This is a genomic window from Streptomyces sp. NPDC058239 (assembly GCF_042882185.1).
Taxonomy (GTDB): Bacteria; Actinomycetota; Actinomycetes; order Streptomycetales; family Streptomycetaceae; genus Streptomyces.
This window is the reverse complement of record NZ_JBHVWS010000034.1, coordinates 62,998-87,275: the sequence shown is the minus strand read 5'-3', so window position 1 is coordinate 87,275 and position 24,278 is coordinate 62,998. Positions and strand designations below refer to the sequence as shown.

Annotated in this window: 13 protein-coding genes and 2 pseudogenes; 6 read left to right on the top strand and 9 right to left on the bottom strand. The window is 68.3% G+C overall.

The annotated features are described in order from the left end of the window. Positions 1-24 precede the first annotated feature (24 nt). Together ACFVYE_RS30060 and ACFVYE_RS30055 are read right to left on the bottom strand one after the other, a co-directional pair. Positions 25-1,914 carry an IucA/IucC family protein gene (locus tag ACFVYE_RS30060; RefSeq protein WP_389607737.1) on the bottom strand — a complete coding sequence of 630 codons (1,890 nt, stop codon included), beginning with the start codon at positions 1,912-1,914 and terminating at the stop codon, positions 25-27. Between the two features lie 29 nt (positions 1,915-1,943). After that, on the bottom strand, positions 1,944-3,323 hold the full coding sequence (locus ACFVYE_RS30055; protein WP_383975193.1) for a diaminobutyrate--2-oxoglutarate transaminase family protein: 1,380 nt from the start codon (positions 3,321-3,323) through the stop codon (positions 1,944-1,946). 328 nt (positions 3,324-3,651) lie between these two features. Between ACFVYE_RS30055 and ACFVYE_RS30050 the strand changes: the two genes are divergently transcribed. Next, a complete protein-coding gene (locus ACFVYE_RS30050; protein ID WP_383975190.1) occupies positions 3,652-4,872 on the top strand; it encodes a trypsin-like serine peptidase in 1,221 nt (406 codons plus the stop codon). A 260-nt stretch (positions 4,873-5,132) separates the two neighbouring features. Next, on the top strand, positions 5,133-6,299 hold the full coding sequence (locus tag ACFVYE_RS30045) for a trypsin-like serine peptidase (protein WP_389607736.1): 1,167 nt from the start codon (positions 5,133-5,135) through the stop codon (positions 6,297-6,299). 78 nt (positions 6,300-6,377) lie between these two features. Here the strand turns inward: ACFVYE_RS30045 and hflX are convergent, their stop codons facing one another. From hflX to ACFVYE_RS30015, 6 genes are all read right to left on the bottom strand, one after another. Continuing rightward, positions 6,378-7,898 (bottom strand): GTPase HflX, encoded by a 1,521-nt coding sequence (hflX, locus tag ACFVYE_RS30040; RefSeq protein ID WP_383976008.1) that lies wholly within the window; start codon positions 7,896-7,898, stop codon positions 6,378-6,380. Positions 7,899-8,039: 141 nt separating this feature from the next. After that, positions 8,040-9,494, bottom strand: coding sequence for a M1 family metallopeptidase (locus ACFVYE_RS30035; RefSeq protein ID WP_383976006.1), 1,455 nt, complete (start codon positions 9,492-9,494; stop codon positions 8,040-8,042). A gap of 96 nt (positions 9,495-9,590) precedes the next feature. After that, entirely contained in the window at positions 9,591-11,747 is a 2,157-nt protein-coding gene (locus ACFVYE_RS30030) for a RelA/SpoT family protein (protein WP_383976004.1), read from the bottom strand. A gap of 140 nt (positions 11,748-11,887) precedes the next feature. Continuing rightward, positions 11,888-12,760: a diaminopimelate epimerase gene (dapF, locus tag ACFVYE_RS30025; protein ID WP_383976002.1), complete on the bottom strand. Its 873-nt coding sequence runs from the start codon at positions 12,758-12,760 to the stop codon at positions 11,888-11,890. Positions 12,761-12,875: 115 nt separating this feature from the next. Beyond that, positions 12,876-13,313 carry a hypothetical protein gene (locus ACFVYE_RS30020; protein ID WP_383976012.1) on the bottom strand — a complete coding sequence of 146 codons (438 nt, stop codon included), beginning with the start codon at positions 13,311-13,313 and terminating at the stop codon, positions 12,876-12,878. 170 nt (positions 13,314-13,483) lie between these two features. Then, positions 13,484-14,254 carry a hypothetical protein gene (locus ACFVYE_RS30015; protein ID WP_389607735.1) on the bottom strand — a complete coding sequence of 257 codons (771 nt, stop codon included), beginning with the start codon at positions 14,252-14,254 and terminating at the stop codon, positions 13,484-13,486. A gap of 496 nt (positions 14,255-14,750) precedes the next feature. Between ACFVYE_RS30015 and ACFVYE_RS30010 the strand changes: the two genes are divergently transcribed. The 4 genes and pseudogenes from ACFVYE_RS30010 to ltrA all read left to right on the top strand — a co-directional run bounded on the left by ACFVYE_RS30010 (position 14,751) and on the right by ltrA (position 23,400). Continuing rightward, complete coding sequence (locus tag ACFVYE_RS30010; protein WP_389607734.1) at positions 14,751-18,386, top strand: S8 family serine peptidase; 3,636 nt, start codon at positions 14,751-14,753, stop codon at positions 18,384-18,386. A gap of 1,490 nt (positions 18,387-19,876) precedes the next feature. After that, positions 19,877-20,844, top strand: a pseudogene (locus ACFVYE_RS30005) (reverse transcriptase domain-containing protein); the annotation flags it as partial. Between the two features lie 138 nt (positions 20,845-20,982). Then, positions 20,983-21,663, top strand: a complete 681-nt coding sequence (locus tag ACFVYE_RS30000) for a group II intron maturase-specific domain-containing protein (RefSeq protein ID WP_389607742.1) — start codon at positions 20,983-20,985, stop codon at positions 21,661-21,663. 147 nt (positions 21,664-21,810) lie between these two features. After that, positions 21,811-23,400: a group II intron reverse transcriptase/maturase gene (ltrA, locus tag ACFVYE_RS29995; protein ID WP_389607733.1), complete on the top strand. Its 1,590-nt coding sequence runs from the start codon at positions 21,811-21,813 to the stop codon at positions 23,398-23,400. On the opposite strand, the pseudogene ACFVYE_RS29990 reads toward ltrA, so the two are convergent. Further along, positions 23,372-24,276 (bottom strand): annotated as a pseudogene (locus tag ACFVYE_RS29990) (transposase); the annotation flags it as partial. The gene ltrA and the pseudogene ACFVYE_RS29990 overlap by 29 nt on opposite strands. Between the last annotated feature and the right edge of the window lie 2 nt (positions 24,277-24,278).

Here is a 24,278-nt window from a genome sequence, read left to right as displayed (position 1 = left end):
AGTTCAGGCGGTGGCCATGTTCTCTCAGGCACACAGGGGGTTGGCAATGGTGACGTAGACGGACTGGGTGTCGACAGGCCCGACGAGTTCGTCGAGGCCGTGCAGCCGGGTCAGCAGGTTGGCCTTGCACCGCAGGTGGGAGTTTTCCAGGAGATGTGCGGGCAGTGGGGAACCCAGCGCGGCGGCCGAGCCGAGGAATCGACGGAACGCGGCGATGAGCACGTGTTCGCCGGCGAGGTGCTGGGCACCGAAGGCTCCGATCAGGCCGAACACATTGTTGATGCCGAGGTAGTAGGCAAAGCGCTCGTCGGTGACCGCGTCGGAGACGAAGGTGTCGCTGACCGATCCGATACCGGGGAGCCGGTGCTCAAGTGCCGCACGGTGGGACTCACGGAAGTAGTAGCCCTGATTGTCGCGGTACCGGCCGCCGACGGGCCAGCCGTGGGGATCGAGCAGCACCAGGGTGTTCTGCTGGTGGGCTTCGAGGGCCACGCCTGCGTGGGCGTCGAGCCAGAGCACGGGGCGTACGACGCGGTCGAGGTAGCGCAGGAACCACTCAGTGGCTACGGCGCCTACGGCTCTTCCGGTGGCAGCGGCCAGGGAGATCACGATTTCGGCGAGGCGTGAGTGCATGCCCGCACGGCCCGGCCAGGGGCGCGGGGCGGTGAGCGCGGCGATGCAGACCGCGTCGTCGTACGGACCGAACGGGTTGTGGCGCAGCATCACGTCGAGGCCTGCGACAGGCTCGCCGTCCGGGCCGTCGACGGCGAGCCAGGCTGGGTCGCGGACGATGTCGAAGCCCGGATGGACGGCGTGCCACTGCGCGGCGAGTCCGCTGCGGAGCAGCCGGTGGACCTCCACTCCACGGTGGAGTTCCTTGCGGAGATTCTCTCGACGGGAGTTGGTGATGCGAACGCCGAGGGAGAGCTTGAGCATGAGCTCGGCACCGGGCCGATGCACGGTACGGACGGATGAGGTGGGGTACCAGTGCTTCCCGTGCGGTCCGAGGTCATGCAGGAGTCCGGCGTCGAGCAGGGCGGCGGCTGCGGGCCGGTGTCCGAGTTCGCGGGCCTGCCACGGATGGAGCGGAATCGGTGTGGTGTTGTCGGGGAGTTGCAGTCCTTCGGCATGGGAGGTGATCAGTTCCGCGGCCGATACGGGACGGCCTCCGTCGGTCCAGGCGGAGTCGGTGGCCAGCACGGACCGGTCGACAGCCATCCAGTGCAGCGGGAAGGAGCCGTGCAACTCGGGTGAGTAGAGGCGGGATTCGGAGTCCGAAAGGCCTTCGCGGCTCTTGGGGGTGGGGTGGAGCGGGTGTCCGAGGAGAAGTGACTGCTCGGCGGTGAGGAAGAGGTCCGCTTCGGCCGGAGCGGCGGGGGTGCGGCGCCGCTCGGCGATGAAGCCGGCCGTCCGTTGTACGGAGTCGGCGACCCGGGCGACCATGTCGGCGCCTTCGTGGCGGTCGGCCTCGCGGCCCAGGAGAGCGGCGACCGTGACGGCGTCGGTGGACGGTGCTCCTTCGGGTGCCCCCTCCAGGGCAGGCATGCCGAAGCGGTGCCAGCCCGTGGCGGACCAGTAGAGGACGGGGACGAGCAGAGCGGTTCCGCTGGCGGGGAGTGGGATACGGAGTGTGTCGCCGTCCGGCCGGGGCAGGTCGCACTCCCGGACCCAGCAGCGGAGCAGATTCTCGACACCAGCCGTGTCGGCGGCCCTCAGCGGATCCGGATGGTCGAGGAGGTCGGCCGGTGCCGCACCGGTGAACGTGGCCGTCGGGGCGTACCGCTCATCGTGCAGTGCCGCCATCTGACGGGGCACGGTGGTCTGCTCGACGACGAGGTTGCCGGTGGGTCCGGCCTCTCCTCGCTGCTGGGTGGGGGGAGGGCCGTCGGCCTGGGGTGCGGTGGTGGGGTTCACGGCGGTCTTTCTTGTGATGGTGTCCGGGGTCAGCGGATCGACCCGGTCGTGGTCCGGCGGTGCGGCAGGCGCTCGGCGGCCGCCAGGGCGTCGGCGAGGCGGTCCACGACCGCTGTTGCCTGTTCGTCGGTGAGGGTGAGGGGCGGGAGAAGGCGTACGACGGTGGAGTGGCGTCCGCCGAGTTCGACGATGAGCCCGCGGCGCAGGCACTCCTGTTGGACAGCTGCGGCGAGGGCCGGGGCGGGCGGTGGCTCAGGGCAGCCGCCCCGCGCAGCGGCCTCGGGGTCGACGAGTTCCACCCCGATCATCAGGCCCCGTCCGCGGACGTCTCCGATGGACGGGTGGTCCGTGGCCAGTGCTTGGAGACGTGCGACCATCCGGGCGCCGAGTGTCGCGGCGCGCTCGGCGAGGCGGTGCTCCCGTACGAAGGCAAGGGTGGCCGTGCCCGCCGCCATCGCGAGCTGGTTGCCCCGGAAGGTGCCGGCGTGGGCGCCCGGCTGCCAGGTGTCGAGTTCGGAGCGGTAGACGATCACTGCGAGCGGAAGGGAGCCGCCGATGGCCTTGGAGAGCACCATCACATCGGGCACGATCCCGCTGTGCTCGACCGCCCAGAAGGCGCCGGTGCGGCCGACGCCGGTCTGGACCTCGTCGGCGATCAGGGGGACGGACCGGGTCTCGGTGATCTCGCGCATCCGGCGCATCCAGCTGTCGGGGGCGGGGTTCACACCGCCCTCCCCCTGTACCGGTTCGAGGATCATCCCGGCCGGTGCGGGCGCGCCTCCCTTGGGGTCGTCCAGGAGGTTCTCGGTCCACCGGGCGGCGATCTCGGCGCCGCGCTCGCCGCCGATGCCGAAGGGGCAACGGTAGTTCTGCGGGAAGGGCAGACGTGTCACCCGTACGTCCTCGGCACCGCCCGAGGCGGCAAGGGCTCCTGCCGTCATCCCGTGGTAGGCGCCGGTGAAGGCGAGGAGTCCGCTGCGGCCGGTCGCGGCACGGACCAGTTTGAACGCTGCCTCGACGGCGTCCGTACCGGCAGGTCCGCAGAACTGGATCCGGGCGTTGTCAGCGAACTGCCGCGGCAGGGTGGCGAACAGCTCCGTGGTGAAGGCGTCCTTCACGGGGGTGGCGAGGTCGAGCACATGCAGCGGTGCGCCCGAGTCGATCACCTTCCTGATCGCCTCCAGAACCACCGGATGGTTGTGCCCGAGCGCCAGGGTGCCGGCTCCGGAGAGACAGTCGAGGTATCGCCGCCCGTCCGCGCCTTCGATGGTCATCCCACGGGCGCGCACCGGCACGATCGGCAGTGAACGCGCATAGGTACGGGCGGCGGATTCGCGCAGCGACTGGCGGCGCAGGATCCCCTCGTGCGCCGCCGGTGCTGCCACCGGGGCTGGTTCGGTCACGGCCACGGCTGTTGGTCCTCCCGCTGTAACAGTTGCGTTGCACGTCAGTACGTCGGCGCACGGACGGACTGCGGGGATGAACGCTGTCCTCGAGTCCCTCGTACGTACCAACGACGCCGGACGCACGGGATCACGGGTAAGTCCGAAGATCCTCGCGGGGCGGAACCGTGGCCCTGCTGCGTACCGTCCCCATCGGCACCGGCATAGTGGGGGCCGCACGGAGGGCTCGGGCAGATTTCCGGGAGTCCGCAGGATGTTCGGAGCAGGTGGCTCAAAGCGGTGCCGAAGTGCAGTACAGAAGTGTTGAGTTACGAAGTCCCAGGGGGATCACCACATGCGACTCATTCGACCAGTTCTCACCGCACGTCAGGGGAGCGCACGTCGCACGCGCCCCTCGGTGCTCGCCGTGGCCGCGGTCACTGCGGTCCTTGCGCTCTCCGCCACTGCCTGCGGGCCGAGCGAGGACAACGCCAGTGACAAGCCGAGCAGTTCCGCCGGCCAGCCCTCGGACGGCAAGATCACCATTCCGGACGATCTGAAGGACCGGCTCAAGGAACACGGGATCGACCTCGACCAGTGGAAGAACGGCGAGTGGAAGAACTGGGACAAGGACAAGTGGCTGCGCGAGGCCAAGGACTTCGTCAACCCCATCATCGAGGGCCTCTGGGACCCGGACCGGATGCGGGATGCCGACAAGTCGCCGGAGAAGCCGGTCGACAATGACATCTCGGGTGACGCGGGTGTGACGGACCCGACGCCCGCGCCGGTCCAGGCCGCCGGTGTCCGGACGCCGTACCACGCCAATGCCGCGGAGTCCGGGAAGCTGCTCTTCGACAGCCCCGAGGGCTCCATGGTCTGCTCCGCGACCGTGGTGAAGGACCCTGCGCACCCCGGGAAGTCCAACCTGGTGTGGACCGCGGGGCACTGTGTGCACGCGGGCAAGAAGGGCGGCTGGTACCGCAACATCGCCTTCGTGCCGTCGTACAACAACAGCGGTCTGTCGACGGCCGAGCTGCAGAAGGCGACCAAGCAGGAGATCGCGCCCTACGGCGTGTGGTGGGGCCAGTGGGCACAGACGTCCGACCAGTGGATCTCTCAGGGTTCCTCGATCGGCGGGCAGGGCGCCCCGTACGACTTCGCGGTGCTGCATGTCACGCCGGAGAAGGGCTCGACGGGGAAGTCCCTGGAGGAAACGGTCGGCTCCGCGCTGCCTGTCGAGTTCAATGCCCCGGCCGTGCCGAACATCGACAGCATGACCGCCACCGGCTTCCCGGCCGCTCCGCCCTACGACGGCCAGAAGGCCTTCCAGTGCGCGGACAAGCCGGGTCGGCTCTCGCTGACCGTGCAGGACCCCACGATGTACCGCATCGGCTGCACCATGACGGGCGGTGCCTCCGGTGGTGGCTGGGTCGCGGCGGGCCAGGACGGCAAGCCCGCTCTCGTCTCGAACACCTCCATCGGCCCGGTGACGGCCGGCTGGCTGGCCGGACCGCGCTTCGGCAAGGAAGCCAAGGGCGTCTACGAGTCGGTCAGCAAGAAGTACGCAGGGCAGTGACGACGGGCCGTCGACCGGCCAGGTTCGGGTGACGGTGACGGCACATCAGAGACCCCGGTGCGGCTGTTGCCCGCCGGGGCCTTTGCTGTCGCGCTACGGCCCCGAGTGGCCCGCGCCCCATGCGGGTTGCGCCTCTGTGGCAGAGAGCATGGTCCGCACCGTCATAGGGTGGGCCTGCATCGTCGGTGGCCGGTGGTCCGGCCACCGTTTCGCATGACAAGTTCATGGCAATTTCGGAGATTTCAGGGGGAATCTTTTCCATGCGATCCATACGTCCGCTGCTCGCCGCGACCGGCCTCGTCGCGGCGCTCGCGCTGACGGCCACGGCATGTGGTCCGAGCGAGGACAACGCAGCCGACAAACCCGCCGCCGACTCCGCGGGTGGCAAGGACTCCGGCTCCCTGTCCGACGGTCTGGCCGAGACGCTGAAGAAGCATGGCGTCGACCCGGAGAAGTGGAAGAACGGCGAGTGGAAGAACTGGGACAAGGACAAGTGGCTGCGTGAGGCCAAGGACTTCGTCAACCCGGTCATCGAGGGGCTGTGGAAGCCCGACCGGATGAAGTCGGCCAAGGACCCGGCGAAGACCATGGCGGCCGGTGACCTCTCCGGCGACCAGGGCGTCACCGACCCGGAGCCCGCCCCGGTCAAGGCCGAGCGCGAGAAGACTCCGTACCACGATTACGCGGCCCCGGTCGGCAAGGTGTTCTTCGACTCCCCCGAGGGCACCATGGTCTGCTCGGGCACGGTCGTCAAGGACCCTGAGAACCCGGGCAGGTCCAACCTGGTGTGGACCGCCGGACACTGTGTGCACGCCGGCTCGAAGGGCGGCTGGTACCGCAACATCGTCTTCGTGCCCGCGTACAACGACAAGGGCAAGTCCGCCGCCGCACTGGAGAAAGCGCAGCCGCAGGAGATCGCCCCGTACGGCGCGTACTGGGCCGACTGGGCCACGACGTCCGGTGAATGGCTCGCCGATGGCGGTCCCACCGGGGGCGAAGGCGCCCCCTATGACTACGCGGTGCTGCATGTGAAGCCGGAGAAGGGCAGCAAGTCCCTGGAGGAGACCGTGGGCAATGCCCTGCCGGTCAACTTCGATGCCCCCGAGATCTCGAAGATCAGCGCGATGGGCGCCTGGGGTTACCCCGCTGCCCCGCCGTACGACGGCCTGATCATGCACAAGTGCGTCGACCGCCCCGGCCGGCTCTCCGTCAGCCCGAGCACTCCGACCATGTACCGCATCGGCTGCACCATGACCGGCGGCTCCTCCGGCGGCGGGTGGTTCAGCGAAGGCAGTGACGGCAAGCTCGCGCTGGTCTCCAACACCTCCATCGGCCCGGTGACTTCGGGCTGGCTCGCCGGCCCCCACCTGGGCAAGGGCGCACAGGACGTCTTCACCGCGATGAGCGAGAAGTTCGGCAGCCGGTAAGCAGCTTCGCACGCCCGAAGGCCCGCTCCCGAGGAGGGAGCGGGCCTTCGGTCCGTTCTGAGCCGTACCGCTCTGCGGTCAGTGCGCCACGGGGACGAACGAGGAGAGGACGGCTGCCAGTTCCTCGTGGACCCGCGCCTTGAGCAGGGTGCCCTCCGACGTGTGCTCCTCGGAGATCACCTCGCCCTCGGCGTGCACCCTGGAGACGAGTCCGCCCTCGGTGTACGGGACGAGCGCCTCGATCTCGACCGAGGGCCGAGGCAGTTCGGCGTCGATGAGTGCGAGCAGCTCGTCGATACCGGCGCCGGTACGCGCCGAGACGGCGATCGCATGCTTCTCGACGCGCAGCAGCCGCTGCAGCACCAGCGGATCGGCCGCATCCGCCTTGTTGATCACCACGACCTCCGGCACGTCCACCGCGCCCACTTCGCGGATCACCTCGCGCACCGCGGCGAGCTGTTCCTCCGGCACCGGGTGGGAGCCGTCCACCACATGCAGGATCAGATCGGATTCACCGACCTCCTCCATGGTGGAGCGGAACGCCTCGACGAGGTGGTGCGGCAGATGCCGTACGAACCCGACGGTGTCGGCCAGGGTGTAGATCCGGCCGCTCGGCGTCTCGGCCCGGCGCACGGTCGGGTCCAGGGTGGCGAACAGTGCGTTCTCCACCAGGACGCCCGCACCGGTCAGCCGGTTGAGCAACGAGGACTTGCCCGCATTGGTGTAGCCGGCGATGGCGACCGACGGCACCTTGTTGCGCTTGCGCTCCTGGCGCTTGATCTCGCGGCCGGTCTTCATCTCCGCGATCTCCCGGCGCATCTTCGCCATCTTCTCGCGGATCCGACGTCGGTCCGTCTCGATCTTGGTCTCACCGGGACCACGGGTTGCCATGCCGCCACCGCCGCTGGAACCGCCGCCGCCCATCTGACGGGAGAGCGACTGACCCCAGCCGCGAAGCCGCGGCAGCATGTACTGCATCTGTGCCAGCGAGACCTGCGCCTTGCCCTCTCGGGACTTGGCGTGCTGGGCGAAGATGTCGAGGATCAGGGCGGTCCGGTCGACCACCTTGACCTTGACAACGTCTTCCAGATGGATCAGCTGGCCCGGGCTGAGCTCACCGTCGCAGACGACGGTGTCGGCCCCTGATTCGAGGACGATGTCGCGCAGCTCCAGCGCCTTGCCCGAGCCGATGTAGGTGGCCGGGTCCGGCTTGTCGCGGCGCTGGAAGACGGCGTCGAGCACCATGGCGCCCGCCGTCTCCGCAAGTGCGGCCAGCTCCGCGAGGGAATTCTCCGCGTCCTGCACGGTCCCCGAGGTCCAGACGCCGACCAGCACCACACGCTCCAGGCGCAGCTGTCGGTACTCGACCTCGGTGACGTCCTCGAGCTCGGTCGAGAGTCCTGCCACACGCCGCAGTGCGGCGCGCTCGGAGCGGTCGAACTGCTCGCCGTCCCGCTCTCCGTCGATCTCGTGGCTCCAGGCGACGTCCTCTTCCATCAGGGCGTCGGCCCGAAGGCTCTCGGTGAGGCTCTCGGTGACATTCTCCGTAGCGCTCTGCGCGTCCTGCGCGTCCTGGGGAAGGGAAGAAGAGGAGGTCATTGGATCCTTACGTCGATGGAAGTCCGTTACATCAGTCACAACGCGTGACCTCTCCCGATGATTCCCGCTGTCGGGAATCCGGTCCGGCCGCCGCGGCGACCCGTCGATAGTGGCATGGTCCGCCGGGCCCGTCACCCGGGTTTATCGCTGTCCGTCGGGCTTGGCGCTGTGCCAGTCCGGGTGCCCCGGCATCGGCGGGGTCTTCTCGCCGTACAGCCAGCCGTCGAAGAACGAGGTCAGGTCGCGGCCCGCGGTCTGTGCCGCCAGCCGGACGAAGTCCGCGGTGGCGGCGTTGGAATCCCGGTGCTTCTTCACCCAGCTCCGCTCCAGCCGGTCGAATACGTTCTCGCCGATCTCCTGGCGCAGCGCGTAGAGGATCAGTGCGCTGCCGTCGTACACGACCGGCCGGAACAGGCTGAGCTTCTGTCCGGGCGCCGGAACGTCGGGGCGGGCCGGGGGGCCGCCCGCGGCGCGCCAGCCGTCGGACCTGATGTAGGCGTCGTGCATCCGGCTTTCCAGTGGCTTGTCGGCGTGCTCCTCGGCGTAGCGGGCCTCGTACCAGCTGGCGTGTCCCTCGTTGAGCCACAGATCGGACCATGCCTGTGGGGAGACGCTGTCGCCGAACCATTGGTGAGCGAGCTCGTGCACCATGATCGATTCGACATACCACTTGGGGTAGGCGGTCTGGGTGAACACGGACCGTTCGAAAAGCGAGAGTGTCTGGGTCTCCAGCTCGAAGCCGGTGTCGGTGGCGGCGACCAGCAGTCCGTATGTCTCGAAGGGGTAGGGGCCGACCTGCTGTTCCATCCATTCCAGCTGACCAGGTGTCTTGCTGAGCCAGGGTTCCAGCAGCTTGCGGTCGGCGCTCGGCACCACGTCTCGTACCGGCAGTCCGTGCGGCCCGGTCCGTTTCAGGACGGTGGAACGGCCGATGGTGACCTGGGCCAGTTCGGTGGCCATGGGGTGTTCGGTCCGGTAGGTCCAGGTGGTCTCGGCGCCGTTGCGGGCCGTGCCTGCGGGCAGGCCGTTGGCGACCACCGTGAGGTCCTTGGGTGCGGTGATCCGGAAAGTGAAGTACGCCTTGTCGGCGGGGTGGTCGTTGCTCGGGAAGACCCGGTGCGCGGCGTCGGCCTGATTGGCCATGGCCAGACCGTCGGCGGTGCGCAGCCAGCCGCCGCTGTCCTGGCCGCCGTTCGGATCGCTGGTGTGCCGGACGGTGATGTGCAGCGGCACTCCGGCCGGGATCCGGCCGGGGGGCTGGATGACCAGGTCCTCGTCCGCTGCGGCGAAGTCGGCGCGCAGACCGTTGACTTCGACCGTACGGACAGTGCCCTGGGCGAAGTCGAGGTTGATCCGGTCCAGCGGCTCGGTGGTCCGCGCTTCGATCTTGGTGACGGCGTCCAGCGGCTTGCTGTTGCTGCCGTGGTAGGTCAGTCCGATGTCGTACGAGAGGACGTCGTACCCAGGATTGCCGAGGCGCGGGAAGAGTGGATCACCGATTCCGAGCGGCACGGGTGAGGGGAGGGCGGCGGCGACGAGGGCGGCCGATGCGGCGGCCAGCAGAGCGGCCCGCAGACGGCGGGAGATGATCGGCATGGACTACCGCTACCAGCGACTCCCACCCGGGCAGGCGCGGCACGCGTCACGCCACTCGAACGAGATCGCTGTGGCAGATGGCGCTGCGCGGCGGGGTCAGACGGTGGCGGCGGGGTGCTGGGCGCGGCTCACGTCGTACACCCCGGGTACGTCACGCATCGCGCGCATCAGCGCCGGCAGTCCGGCGGCATCGGGGAGCTGCAATGTGTAGGTGTGCCGGACGCGCTGCTCGCTGGGCGGTTCGACGGTGGCGGAGATGATCGCCGCGTCCGCCGTCGCGATCGCGTCGGTGAGATCGGCGAGCAGCCGGGGCCGTCCGAAGGACTCGGCGACCAGGGTGACCCGGCACCCGGTCGCGTCGCCCCAGCTCACCGGGACCGGCGCCCGGCCGACGGACTGCATCCGGGCCACCGCGGGGCACTCCAGCCGGTGCACGGTGACGGCGCCGCCGCGCACGACGAATCCGGTGACGGCGTCGGGTGGTACGGGGGTGCAGCAGCCCGCGAGTCGTACGGTGGCGTCAGGCCGGTCCACCACGGCGCTCGCGGTGCGGCCCGCGGACCTGGCGTGCCCGGGGTCGGTGTTTTCCTGGGGCTGTGGTTCGGGCCTGGGCTCCGCGGGCCTGCTGCTGTGCGGGCCCTGGGCATCCTCGGGGTGGGCGTCCAGCCAGCCGGTGATGGCGATACGGGCGGCCGGGGTTCGGGCGTGGTCGAGCCAGTCGGGCGAGGGGCCGGAGGCAGCGTCCTCGGCGAGAAGCAGCTGCACGGTGTCGCCGTCGCTCAGTATGGTGCCGAGGGTGGCCAGCCGGCCGTTGACCCGGGCGCCGATGCAGCTGTGCGCCTCGTCCCCGTACTGCGCGTAGGCGGCGTCGACGCAGCTGGCTCCGGCAGGCAGTCCGAGCGTGCCGCCGTCGGTGCGGAAGACCGTGATCTCCCGGTCCTGGGCGAGGTCGGCGCGGAGTGTGGTCCAGAAGGTGTCGGGGTCCGGGGCGGACTGCTGCCATTCCAGGAGCCTGGAGAGCCAGCCGGGCCGGGTCGGATCGGCACGCTCGCCGTCCGCGGCTTCGGCGGACTGCGGCGCGGAGCCGCTGTCCGCGGCGTACGGATTACCGAGGGCGATGACGCCCGCCTCGGCAACCTTGTGCATCCGGTGCGTACGGATGAGGACTTCGGCGACCGCCCCGTCGGGGCCGACGACCGCGGTGTGCAGTGACTGGTACAGGTTGAATTTGGGGGCGGCGATGAAGTCCTTGAACTCGGAGATCACCGGGGTGAAGCAGGTGTGCAGTTCACCGAGCACGGCATAGCAGTCGGCGTCCTCGCCGACGAGAACCAGCAGCCGGCCGAAGTCGGTGCCGCGCAGTTCGCCGCGTTTGATCCTGACGCGGTGTACGGAGACATAGTGGCGCGGCCTGATGAGGACTTCTGCGGGGATGCCGGCCTCCCGCAGCACCGCTGCGACGTTCTCGGCGATGGCGGCGAGCGGGTCCTGGGTGGCCGCGGCGCCGGAGGCGTCCGGTTGCGCCGACGCGGCGGCGATCAGTGCGCGGGTGTGTTCGTACTCCTCGGGGCGGAGGATCGCGAAGACGAGGTCCTCCAGCTCGGTCTTGAGGGCCTGTACGCCGAGCCGCTCGGCCAGCGGGATCAGCACGTCGCGGGTGACCTTGGCGATCCTGGCCTGCTTCTCGGGACGCATCACGCCCAGGGTTCGCATGTTGTGCAGCCGGTCGGCGAGCTTGATCGACATCACCCGGACGTCGTCCCCGGTGGCGACCAGCATCTTGCGGAAGGTTTCGGGTTCGGCCGCCGCTCCGTAGTCGACCTTTTCGAGTTTGGTGACGCCGTCGACGAGGTAGCAGACCTCTTTGCCGAATTGTTCCCGCACCTGATCGAGGGTCACTTCGGTGTCCTCGACGGTGTCGTGGAGCAGCGAGGCCGTGAGTGTCGTGGTCTCGGCGCCGAGCTCGGCGAGGATCAGCGTGACGGCGAGCGGGTGCGTGATGTACGGCTCGCCGCTCTTGCGCATCTGTCCGCGGTGCGAGGACTCCGCGAGTACGTAGGCCCTGTGCAGGATGGAGAGGTCGGCATCCGGGTGGTGCGCGCGGTGGGCCTCGGCGACATGGCCGATCGCGTCGGGCAGCCGGTCGCGGGAGACGGGGCCGAGCAGCGCGACGCGGCCGAGCCTGCGGAGATCGATCCGGGGACGGCCCCGCCTGCGGATGGGAGCACCTGGGTTGGTGGCCTCTGCACTCATGGGGCACCTCCGGCGACGTCGACCGGCGGTGAGGAGGTGCGGACGCGCCTCCGGGCCGGTGCTTGATGCTACCGAGCCCACCACGTGGCGGAGTCCGGCTCTCGCTCAGCGTGAAACGGATCACCCATTCGAGCGAAGCTCTAGCCGATCGCCGTTTCGAGCCAGGCGGAATCGATCAAGCCCTCGGCGACGATCACGGCGGCTCCGGTCATCTCGATCTCGCCGTCCGGCCGCTCGGTGATCGCGAGGGTGCCGCCGGGCAGATCCACCGTGTACGTGACCGGGGTGCCGGTCTCCGTGGGGTCGGCGCCATCCCTGCGGGCCGCGGCGACGGCCACGGCGCAGGCGCCCGTGCCGCAGGAGCGGGTCTCGCCCGAACCGCGCTCATGGACCCGCATCGCGACATGGCGCGGTCCCCGGTCCACGACGAATTCGATGTTGACGCCGTCGGGATAGACGGCCGCGGGGCTGAACGGCGGCACGGAGAGCAGATCGCCGGCATGCGCCAGATCGTCGACGAAGGCGACCGCATGCGGATTGCCCATGTTCACATTGCGAGCGTGCCAACTGCGGCCGGCCAGGCTGACCGTGACGCCTTCCTCGGGAAGGAGCGCACGCCCCATGGAGACCGTGACGTCGCCGCCCTTGGCGATGTGCACCTTCTTCACGCCGCCCCGGGTCGCGACGGCGAGGTCGCCCTCCTCGACATGTCCGGCATGCTGCAGATAGCGGGCGAAGACCCGTACGCCATTGCCGCACATCTCGGCGATCGAACCGTCGGCGTTGCGGTAGTCCATGAACCACTCGGCCTCGCCCGCCATGGCCCGCGCCTCCGGGTGCGCGGCGGAGCGTACGGCGTGCAACAGCCCGTCACCGCCGATACCGGCCCGGCGGTCGCACAGCCGGGCGACGACGGAGGCGGGCAGGTCGACGGCGTTGTCCGGGTCGGGAACGATCACGAAGTCGTTCTCGGTGCCGTGGCCCTTGAGGAAGGCGATCTGCGAGGTGCTCACAGGGCAACTGTACGAGGCGGCGCCGACAGCCGACGAAGCCGGGCCGTGCAAGGGCGCACCGGACAGCATGCCGCAGCAGGGCCCCTGCGCCACACTGCTGCAGCCGCTCCGTCCGTCAGCGGAGCCGCGCCACACGCCACACGGCCAGTGCGACCAGTGCGGCGCACACGGCGACGTACAGCGTGATCACGCGCCAGTCGGATCGCTCGCCCGAACCCCGCTGCGGCAGCCCGGGCCAGGTGTAACCCACGCGGCGGGCGGCCATCATGCCCCAGCCCGCGGCGCAGCAGCTGATCAGCAGGCCCAGCATGGCGACGACCGCGCCGCCGTCGCCGAACTCGAAGGCCAGCGGGAACGCGAACATCAGCGATCCCACGGCGGCGAGCATGACGATCGGTGCGAGCTGCCAGATGCGCAGACGCCGCGCGGGCCGCAGCTCGACCTCGACCTCGGGGGTCACCTCGAGCTCATCGGGCCCGTCGGGGCTCAAGCGTCCTGCCTCGTGCAGCGTGTCCGGTGCGTCTTGTTCTGTGTCGCGAGGGCCGGCCTCCATCGCCACGCGCCCTCCCAACTCGGACTCCACTGGTCGATCGATGCTCGATGATGGCACGCTCCCGGTCACCGAAATGACGGGCAGGGCTTCCCGATGCCATCACGTGATCAGGCTGTTATAGCCCCGCTTTAGGGTTTATGCAGGTCAGGCGCCTGCTGCTGGTCAGCGAGTCAGCAAGAGGTCAGCAATAGCCGCAGGTCAGCGCCCGATTGACCGGTCGCGACCAGCCCGAAGAAGGAACCATCTCGATCATGTCGAACAAGCTTGCGCGGGGTATGGGCAGCTTCTTCAAGCCCTGCGAGTGCCGCAGGCCGACGAGCTGCCCGCATCTCTACACGATCCGCTTCCGCAACACCCGGGGCAAGTAGGCCGAGGAGTCCGGCTTCCCTACCCAGGACTCCGCCATCGAGCGCCTGACCGAGCTGTACACGGCTCGCAAGACCACTCCGAGGACCATCGCCGAACAGCAGGAAACCCTCGGCGAGATGGCCTTCGAGGAGTACGCGCAGGCATGGTTCGCCCGCAAGCGCGGTCTCACCGGCAGCACGAAAGCCGCGACCGAGTCCCGGATGCGCACCCACGCCTATCCGGAGATCGGCTCGCGGAAGATGCACACCTTCGACAGCTTCGTGGTGGAACGCTTCATCACCGCCATGGAACGCAGCGACGTCGGTGCCGCGACCCAGGCACAGGTCTTCCTGCGGGTGAAGGGAATCCTCAAGGACGCGCACCGCCGCGGAATAATAGGTCTCGACCCGCTGCTCGATGTCAGCCCGCCGGAGTACCGCCCGAGCCCGACCGTGATCCCCACCAAGGAACAGGTCGGCCTCCTGCGCATGGCCCGCGACGACGACGCCTTCCGCCTCATCGTCGACCTCATGGCCGGCATGGCCGACTACATCAGCGTCGGTCTCGTCGACAGCGCACGTCGCGGGGATCATCGCTGGCAACGGCCTCCTCGGGGGCGCAGGTCCGGCTCGGCGTCGTATCGGCGGCTTCCGCCGGAGCTGGCATCGGTTGATGGGACGCGCAGCAAGGCGTTGCTGGGGGCCTTGCCAAGGAGGAGCAGACGCGCGGATCGGTGCCAAAGTACCCAAGCGCCCGGAGGTGGCGGCATACGGCGGTGGCGGGTGCGCGACATGGCGGAGGTACGCCACCGACGTCCTCAAGCTCGTCGGCCCTACTGGAGTTACGCTCCCGAACCGAGGGCAAGTCGGTCGACCCGACCGCGCTTCCTGCCCGCACAGCGTCACCCAGCCAAGGTTTGCCTGAGAGGCCCTTTGCATGTCGTTATCAGTTCACAGAGCCGTGCGCACCACGGTATTCGTAGCGGCCGCCGCCGTGTCAGCCGTTGTCATGCTCATGCCCCCATTGGCTTCGTCGGCGGAGCCCGCCGCCGGGGCACGACCGGCCGCGGGCCCCCCGACCGTCAAGACGGTGACGTTGGTGACCGGCGACGTCGTCGAGGTCTCCACCGGAGCAGATGGCAAGCAGTCCGTCGCGCTCCTGCCCCGCCCTGACGGAAGCACCCCGCAGGCCGCGATCAGCCGGACGAACGACCACGTGAACGTCGTACCGACCGAGGCCTTCGGCCTGCTCCAGGCCAACCGGCTCGACCCCGACCTGTTCGACGTCACCACCTTGATCGAGTCCGGGTACGACGACGCATCGCGCGCTACGCTCCCGGTCATCGTCGACTACGGCAAGGGCCGCGCAGCGGCGACGGAGTCCCGGCAGGCATCCGTCAAGGGAGCGACACGCACCCTGACCGTTCCCGAGCTCGGCGTGGCGGCCTTCCACATCAAGAAGAAGGACGCCCTGACGTTCTGGGTCGACCTCACCGCTGGGTCCGGCGCCATGGGAGCGCCCACCTCGTTAGCGCACGGCGCGGCCCGGGTCGACCTGGACGGCAAGGTCGAGGTCGCGCTGGAGCACTCGATGCCGCAGATCCACGCCCCGCAGGCGTGGGCGGCAGGGTTCGACGGCGAGGGCACGACGGTTGCTGTGCTCGACACCGGATACGACGCGACGCACCCCGACCTGGCCGGCCGCGTGGGCGCGACGGCCAACTTCACCGAGGAATCCAGCGTCAAGGACGGCCAAGGTCACGGCACGCACGTGGCCTCGACCGTCGCCGGAACCGGTGCGGCGTCGAACGGGCTGCGCAAGGGCGCGGCACCGAAGACGACCCTGCTGATCGGCAAGGTGCTGAACAACAAGGGATCGGGTTCGGACTCCATGGTCCTGGCCGGCATGGTCTGGGCGGTCGACCAGGGAGCCGATGTCGTCAGCATGAGCCTGGGCGGTCCGTCGCCCGACGACGGTACGAGCCCGCTCGCCCAAGCCGTCAACGAACTGTCGGCCACCTCCGACACCCTGTTCGTCGTGGCCGCTGGCAACGCCGGCGACATGCCTTCCACCGTCGCCAGCCCGGGGTCGGCCGACGCCGCCCTCACCGTCGGCGCGGTGGACGTGCACGACGTCATGGCGAGGTTCTCCAGTCGCGGCCCGCGTCTGAACAACGGCGGGTTCAAGCCCGAGGTGGTCGCACCCGGTGTCAATGTCACCGCCGCCCGCGCCGCAGGAACCGCGCTCGGCCCAGTCGTCGACGACGTCTACACGACGATCAGCGGCACCTCGATGGCCACACCGCACGTGGCCGGCCTGGCCGCAATGATCAAGCAGCAACACCCCGACTGGGACGGTGACCAGATCAAGTCCCTCATCGCCAACAGCACGACTCTCATTGCCAACGCGACCGGGTTCGACGCGGGTACAGGGCGAGTGGACGCTCTCGCCGCGATCAACCAGAAGCTTCTCGCGCCCGCGTCGATGTCCCTCGGCTCGTTCCAGTGGCCCCACACCGACCAGGCGCCGACCCATACGGCTCTGACCTACACGAACACCGCAGACACCGCGGTCACGCTCTCGCTCGCCCTGGCCGGCCAGGACGGGTCGCCGGAGCCGGCTGGCGTGTCCCTGGCCGACGATCAGGTCACCGTTCCCGCAGACGGCAAGGCATCGGTCGATGTCATCCTCGACCCGGCGGTCGCCTCCATTGGTGCGCTCTCCGCGGTCGTCACCGCCACACCGGACAACGGCGGCGGGACCGTCCGCACCGGCGTGTCCTACCAGATCGAGAGGGAGGCCTATGACGTGAAGGTCACGATCAAGCCGCGTACCGGCACGCAGAGCGCCTCCCACGCAATGTTCTTGAGCAGCTTGAAGGCGCCGCGGGTCTTCAAAGACCACTACTTCGACGCGTTGCCCGGCGAGCAGTCTGCAACCTTCCGACTCCCGCCCGGCACGTACGGCACCTACGCCACGTCCGCCGGCCTCGCTGCCGACGGCGCGAAGGAGGGCGTCATCAGCTACGAGCCGTCCTTCACCGTCTCGAAGGACACCGAGATCGTGCTCGACGGAAACGACACCGGGCGCTTCGACTACGACGTCAAGAGGCCGGTCGTCACCGACGGCGCCGCCCTGCTGGTCGGATGGCAGGGCACGAGCGGTGCCACCGGCGAGTACGCCTACTACGGTGCTCCCGACCGCCTCTACGCCCGGCCGTCTGCAGGACTCGACGGGACCGCCAACATCTCGGCGAACTGGTGGCTGAGTCAGCCCGCCGGTGTCCTCACCACCGCACATGGCGAGCCCGTGTCGCTGCAGGCCCTGCCGTCGACTGACGGTGACATCGCCCCCACCCCGCGCCCAGAGATCGACGCCCAATTCAAGGTCGTCGACGCCGGGCGCGCAAGCGCACCGGACACCTCCAGCAAGGTGAAGGGCGCCGTCGCCTTCGTGTCGGGCACCTGTGCCGACCTGACCCAGGCCGCCACGGCCCTCGACCAGGCCGGCGCCGCGGCGATGGTGGCCTACCCCGGCCCCGGACAGGCGTGCGCCGGAACCATCGACAACACAGTCGGCCTGCCGACTCTGCAGGCGCGTGCCATCGATGTGGATGACGTCCTCGCTCACCGGAACAGTGGCCGTGCGGCGCTGGTCACCCACAAGTCGCCCGAGTACATGTACGACCTGTTGCGCTATTGGAAGGATGAGGTCCCCGACGGCGGCTCCGTCGATGGCTCCGCGCGCTCCACCTCGGCCCTCGTGGAGCGGCTCGACGGTCTGGGGAGCTCGAGCAAGGACGGCATGCTGGCGGCCGAGCGCCTGATCGGCTGGGTGCCGGGCCGGGGCCTCGCTCTCTACGGCCTGACGCGCGCGGTACCCTTCCCGACGACCGTGACGCACCACGTGTCCACCGGGGCCAATTGGGAGCGCGAGGTCGGCGTCTACGACGCCAGTTCCGGCAGCGAGCTCGCCTTTCTGTGGGCTCCGCGAACCGCCTACGCCGCCCAGACCACCTACCACGACACGTGGTTCGGTGGGCCGATCAGCACCGGTGTCTCGCCGTTGTGGAACGTGGACAACGGCGCCCCGCCGCCCGTCCGCGAGGGCGGTTGGATCTACCTCAAGACGGGTGCGTATGTCGACGCCGCCGGACACACTGGCCATACGTCGGGCTCGTCGCCCTCGCCGACCGCGTTCTCTGGTCGAATCTATGTCGACGGAGTATTGACCCATACCTCCGCCTACTCGTGGATCATGGCCGACAAGCTGCCTCCGGGTACGCACCGGCTGGACGTTGTCACCGAGACCCGCCACGACGACCCGTTCTGGCACCGTTCGGCCGCCATCAAGACGAAGTGGGGCTTCGACTCCGAACAGCCGACCGGGGCCTACGCCGTCCTGCCCATGCTGAACATCAGCTACAAGTTGCCCGGACTGTCGTCGACCAATACGGCCCCGGCAGGCAAGTACGACTTCGGGGTCGAGTTCTATATGCCTGACACCGTCGAGACCCGACCGGTCGTCGAGCGCAGCGTTGACATCTCGTGGGACGGTGGCCAGACCTGGGGTCCGGCCAAGCTGACCAAGTGCGGCGACACCTCCTGCAAAGCGCACGTCATCAACAAGCCCGGCGGGCAGGCCAGTTTGCGCGTCTCGGCCGCCGACGCCGCGGGGCGCACGGTGACCCAGGAGATCATCAACGCGTACGCAGTCCAGCAGTAGCCGTCAGGCAGTTCACGCACCATGAGGCAGGTCGATCCCGGGCCACGTCCATGACCTTGCGGCCGGCCTCAAGCGGGTCCAGCACCTTGGCCACAAACTCCGTCGGGTATCCACGCCTTCCGATCCTTGCCTCCTGAAGTCCAGGTGGCACAAGAATCCACTAGGGCGTGTGTGAGGTCGTGATCACCGGGTCATCTATGTGAGGTCGTTGATCCAGATCATGGAGGCCCGGAGGTGGAGGCCGGCGTCCTAACTCTCGGGGCTCTTGTCGTAGCGGGTGGGTGCGCCACGAGGCGCCATGGAATCGAGTGAGGTGAGAGACCTTCACCGCCGGGTTGTCGCAGCAATCCGGATGAAGCTGGGGGCAGTTCGGCTCGGGGGATGCCGAGTCGGGCGGTAAGCAGCCCCGACAACGTCGGGACGGGCTGGCACTGCCAGACGGTCCGGGTCCGGCTAGTGAGACGGGAAGGTGTACGCGAGGAATCAGTGCTTGACGCCCCGTAATTACGACACCGGCTCCAACCTGGCGGATGCGGGCCGGATGCAGTGCACGGCCGCCGATGGTCGGCGGCCGACTCCGAAGCCGGATCTACGTACCGGTGGGGAGGCCACGCCGAAAGCCTGCGGCGTAAGCGTGGCGATGCTGCCGGGGTAGAGCTGGGCACCTCACCCGTCGATCGATTCCGTGGTGAACGTGGGAACTGCCCGCGGTCGCCCCAGTCTGGACCTCCAGTCCGGTGGAGGGCAGGCCCATCGCCGGCTGATGGCCGTCGGGCAGGACGGAGGCTCCGTAGTAGTCCGAGGCCGGGGTGCGACACGAGGTCGCACGAGTTGAGTGAGCTTCACTGAAGGAGGTTCGGCTGATGCCGAAGGTGTAGTTACGGATCAGTGTTCGAGGATCTGTCCCCGGGCCTGACGTGCGTCGCTGGTAACGGCGGGGTGCGAAGCTCAGGTCGCCAGACTCAAGGGCTCCCGTTCCATCCGGGGGTTACAAGTCACGGGGAAGGCCGACAGGGTGAACAACCGTGAACCCCTGATGATGCCTCGTCATCGGAAGCCCCCGCAGATGGGTTGTAGCAGCGGGGTCAAGGACTGGTCGCCGGAAAGCGACAGGCGTCGACCGGAAGACTCGAAGCCGGTTGGGAGAACATCGCCGTCCTCGGGGTATAGGGGGCACCCGACCCGGCCGCACCTCACTCGTGCGGAACGTGGCAACCCCGTTGGAGTCCGGGGCGCGTAAGCGCCCTCGGCAAGCCGACCGCAAGGAAGGCCCGATCCTCCAGCGGGAGCTGGATGGCCCAAGAAGCCAATGCCGACCGCCGAAAGGCAACGGGAAACCGAGGCAGCAGGCCGGCTCCTTCGCCGGACGCCTCGCATAACCGGTCGGATACGGGCGGATGCCCGGACCCGAAAGGGTGCTGACGCGGGCCAGGTGAGCCTGTGAAGAGACGAAGGGAACGACACCGGAACCGAAGGGCAAGTTGGACGCCATGACGAACACGCGGGCGCACGCCGGTGCGGACGTGATGGTGAACGGACCGGAGGACGACAACCCCGACTGGCACGAGATCGACTGGCGTGCCGTCGAGGACGAAGTACGGCGTCTGAGACAGAGGATCTTCACGGCATCGCAGGCAGGCGACCTCAAACGGGTTCGCAGTCTGCAGAAACTGATGCTCCGTTCGCGGGCCAACACGCTGTTGAGCGTGCGGCGCGTGACGGAGGTCAACGCTGGTCGCAAGACCCCGGGATTGGACGGTCGAACGGCGCTACTGCCCCAGTCGAAGGCCACGTTGGCCAACTGGGCGCAATACCGCTCCTCGGCCTGGACGCCCCTGCCGGTCAAGCGAGTGCATATTCCGAAGGCAGGCGGCAAGAAGCGCCCACTGGGCATCCCCGTGATCGCCGACCGGGTCCTCCAAGCGCGAGTCGTCAACGCGCTGGAACCGGAGTGGGAGGCGCGGTTCGAGCCGAAGTCGTACGGCTTCCGGCCCGGCCGGGCTGCCAGGACGCAATCTCCGCCGTCTATCTGACGCTGAAGGGCAAGAACCCCCAGCGGACGTGGGTGCTGGACGCGGACCTGAAGGCGGCGTTCGACCGCATCGAAGACGAGCACCTTCTCGCCCAGCTCGGCACGTTCCCCGCCAGGGATCTGGTCCGGTACTGGCTGAAGGCTGGAGTGGTCGATCGCGGCCGGTTCGCCCCGACTGAGGAAGGCACCCCGCAAGGCGGGGTGGTCAGCCCTCTGCTGCTGAACGTGGCCCTGCACGGATTGGAACAGGCCGCCGGAGTCCGCTACCGAAAGCTCGGCACGCACGCCGCCGAGTCGGTCGAGGGCGCCCCGGCGCTGATCAGATACGCTGACGACCTGGTCGTGCTCTGTCACAGCCGTGATGAAGCCGAGCAGGTCAAGGCGAAGCTCGCCGTCTGGCTGGCTCCCAGGGGGCTGGTGTTCAACGAGGACAAGACGCGCATCGTCCACGCTGACTCCGGTTTCGACTTCCTGGGATTCAACGTCCGTCGATACGACGGCAAGCTGCTGATCAAACCGAGTCCGGCGGCCCTGAGACGGATCCGGGAACGGCTACGCACGGAGATGAAGGCCCTGCGCGGGGCCAACGTCAGTGCGATGCTGCACAAGATCGACCCGATCGTGCGCGGCTGGTCGGCCTACTACCGGACGGTGGTCTCCAGCGATGCGTTCACCGCGCTGGACGACTACATGTGGAAGCTCACTTACAAGTGGGCCAAGCACGGCCATCAGAACAAGTCGAGGCACTGGATCGTCAATCGGTACTTCGGCCAGTTCAACCCGTCCAGCAAGAACCGCTGGGTGTTCGGTGACCGGGAGACCGGCGCCCACCTGCGGAAGTTCTCCTGGACGAAGATCGTTCGACACCAGATGGTCGCGGGCACCTCGTCTCCGGACGATCCGGCCCTGACCGAGTACTGGGCCAAGAGGCGACGCAAGGGGACACCCTCGCCACTGGACGCGTTCGGACTGCGGCAGTTGACGCTGCAAGACGGCCGTTGCCCACTGTGTCGGGAGTTCCTGCTGCACGCCGATCACCAACCGCAGAGCCCATCTGAGTGGGAACAGTGGATGGTAGTCATCCGGCGGGCGCTGACGAAGCAGTACATCGCCATCTCCCCGGAACAGGGCATGTCGAACGTGGTCCTCCGCCTCGTGCACACCGCCTGCCGCCGTCGACGCTCAGCCGAGATCGCCGCAGGCCCAGCACCTCTGCATGCCGACGAGCCTTCAGGGCTTGCTTGAGCCGGATGCGGGGACGACTCGCACGTCCGGTTCTTAGGGGGCGGGGACGCAGTAATGCGTCCCCGCTACCCGACAAAGCCGGCCACATGGGGAAGGGGGCCAGCAAGTCAGCAGTAAGGACACTGGAATGCCAGGAGGTTGTCGCCGGTGAATACCGACGAGCTGGAATGGGCCTTGATGAAGGCCGAACGCCGGGTACTGGAGATCCAGACCAAGCTGCACCGTTGGGCTGATGATGATTCTCATCGCAGGTTCGACGATCTGTTCAACCTCGTGGCCGATCCCTCCTTCCTGTTGGTGGCGTGGGACCGTGTCCGGGGAAACAAGGGTGCCCGCACGGCCGGAGTGGACGGGAAGACCGCACGCTCCATCGAGGCCGGGCAGGGAGTCGAGATGTTTCTCGGCAGGCTGCGGACTCAGATTAGAGACCGCAGCTTCCGACCGGTTCCCGTCCGTGAGCGGATGATTCCCAAGGCGAACGGCAAGCTTCGTCGTCTTGGTATTCCGACCGTGGCGGACCGGGTAGTCCAGGCGTCCTTGAAACTGGTGCTGGAGCCGGTGTTCGAAGCGGAGTTCCTCCCGTGTTCCTATGGGTTCCGCCCGAACCGCCGGGCTCATGACGCGATCGCTGAGACTCGCTATCTCGCCAGCCACGGGTATGAGTGGGTGGTGGAGGGCGACATCACGGCGTGCTTCGACGAGATCTCGCACCCGGCTCTTATGAAACGGGTGAGGAATCGAATCGGGGACAAGCGGGTGCTGTCCTTGGTGAAGGCGTTCTTGAAGTCTGGGATCCTGTCCCGGGACGGAGCCTTCACGGACACACGCACTGGGACCCCGCAGGGCGGAATCCTGTCGCCGCTGCTGGCCAACATCGCGCTCTCGGTCCTGGACGAGCACATCGCCCAGGCCCCCGGAGGGCCAGATAGCACCTCCGAGGATCGGCGCAGGAGACGGCGCCGGGGATTGCCCAACTACCGGCTGGTCCGGTATGCGGATGACTTCCTCGTGCTTGTCTTCGGTCGCTGTGAGCACGCCGAGGAATTACGCGACGAGGTCGCGGAGGCGTTGAAGCCGATGGGCCTTCGCCTGTCGGCGGAGAAGACAAAGATCACGCACATTGACGAGGGCCTTGATTTTCTCGGATGGCGCATCCAGCGTCACCGGAAACTGGGCACTGACCGGCAGTACATCTACACCTATCCGGCACAGAAATCAGTGCGTTCCGCGACGGGCAAGGTGAAGGAACTGACCGGACGCCAGAACGTTGGCTTGTCGCTGGAGTCCTTGCTCCACCGACTGAACTCGGTGTTGCGGGGATGGTGCACGTACTTCCGTCCCGGAGTGTCGAACGTCGCTTTCTGTTACCTCAGCCACTACACGTGGATGAGGGTGACACGATGGATCCGACGCAAGCATCCCGGGATCACTTGGAAGCAGCTCCGTCGACGCTATTACGGCGGTGGCTGGTGGCCTACCACGGAGGAAGCGGAACTGTTTAACCCGGCAAAGGTAAGCACGACCAGATACCGATACCGGGGAAAACTCATCCCGGCCCCGTGGCCCACGACGGCATGGGGAACTGAACACCCCGAAACGGGATTTGCGGAGAGCCCGGTGCCCGGAGACGGGCACGCCGGGTTCGGGAGGCGGCTCGGGGAAACCCACTGGTGGAAACATCAGCAGGGCGCCCCGAGTCGACCTCACCGATGCCTCGCCAGGCTTTCAGTTTGTTGATCATGCGCTCGACGGTGTTGCGGTCCTTGTAGAGATCCGCGTCGTGGGTGACGGGCCGGCCGCCCCTGCTGCCTCTGTTCTTGCGGTGGGCGGACTGGTCCTTCTTCTCCGGGATGACGGCCTTGATGCCGCGTCTGCGCAGGTAGGCGCGGTTGGCACGGGAGGAGTAGGCCTTGTCCCCGGCCACGGCAGCAGACCGGGTGCGCGGGTGGCCGACGGGCAGCCGGACGCGGACCTTTTGCAGGACGGGGACGAACTGCGGGCTGTCGGCGGCCTGTCCGGCGGTCACCACGATCGACAGCGGGCGACACCTGCGGTCGGAGGCGAGATGGATCTTGCAGGTCAGGCCGCCTCTGGATCTGCCGAGCAGGGCCTGTTTCAGACGGGCTCTGCGTCTGCGCCGGACGCGTCGCCGTTCTTCCCGCCCGGGGTCGTCTCCGTCGTCCTGTCCGTTCTGTTCCTCGCGGCCGCCCCCTTTTGCCGGGCCTGCTCCTGTTCGCGCACGGCTTCCTCCAGTGCCTCCATGACCTCGGGACCGATGCGCATCCCGGCGGCGTCGTGATGCGCGCGGGCGGTCGTGGAATCCACGCTGCCCAGCGACAGGTCCGTCTTCCCCTGCCGGGCGGCCTCAGCGATCAGCCCTTCCAGCAGCGCGGTGAACACCCCCGCGTCCCGCCATACCCGGAAACGGCCGTAGACGGTGGGCCAGGGGCCGAACTCCTCGGGCATCTCCCACCACTGAGCGCCGGACCGGAAGCGCCAGATCACTCCCTCGAACTGGTCACGCAGCCTCACCGGGTAAGGGCCGTACTCGCCGATCGACAGGTACGGCTCGATGAGTTCCCACTGGTCATCGCTCAACTGTCGGCGCGTCACAC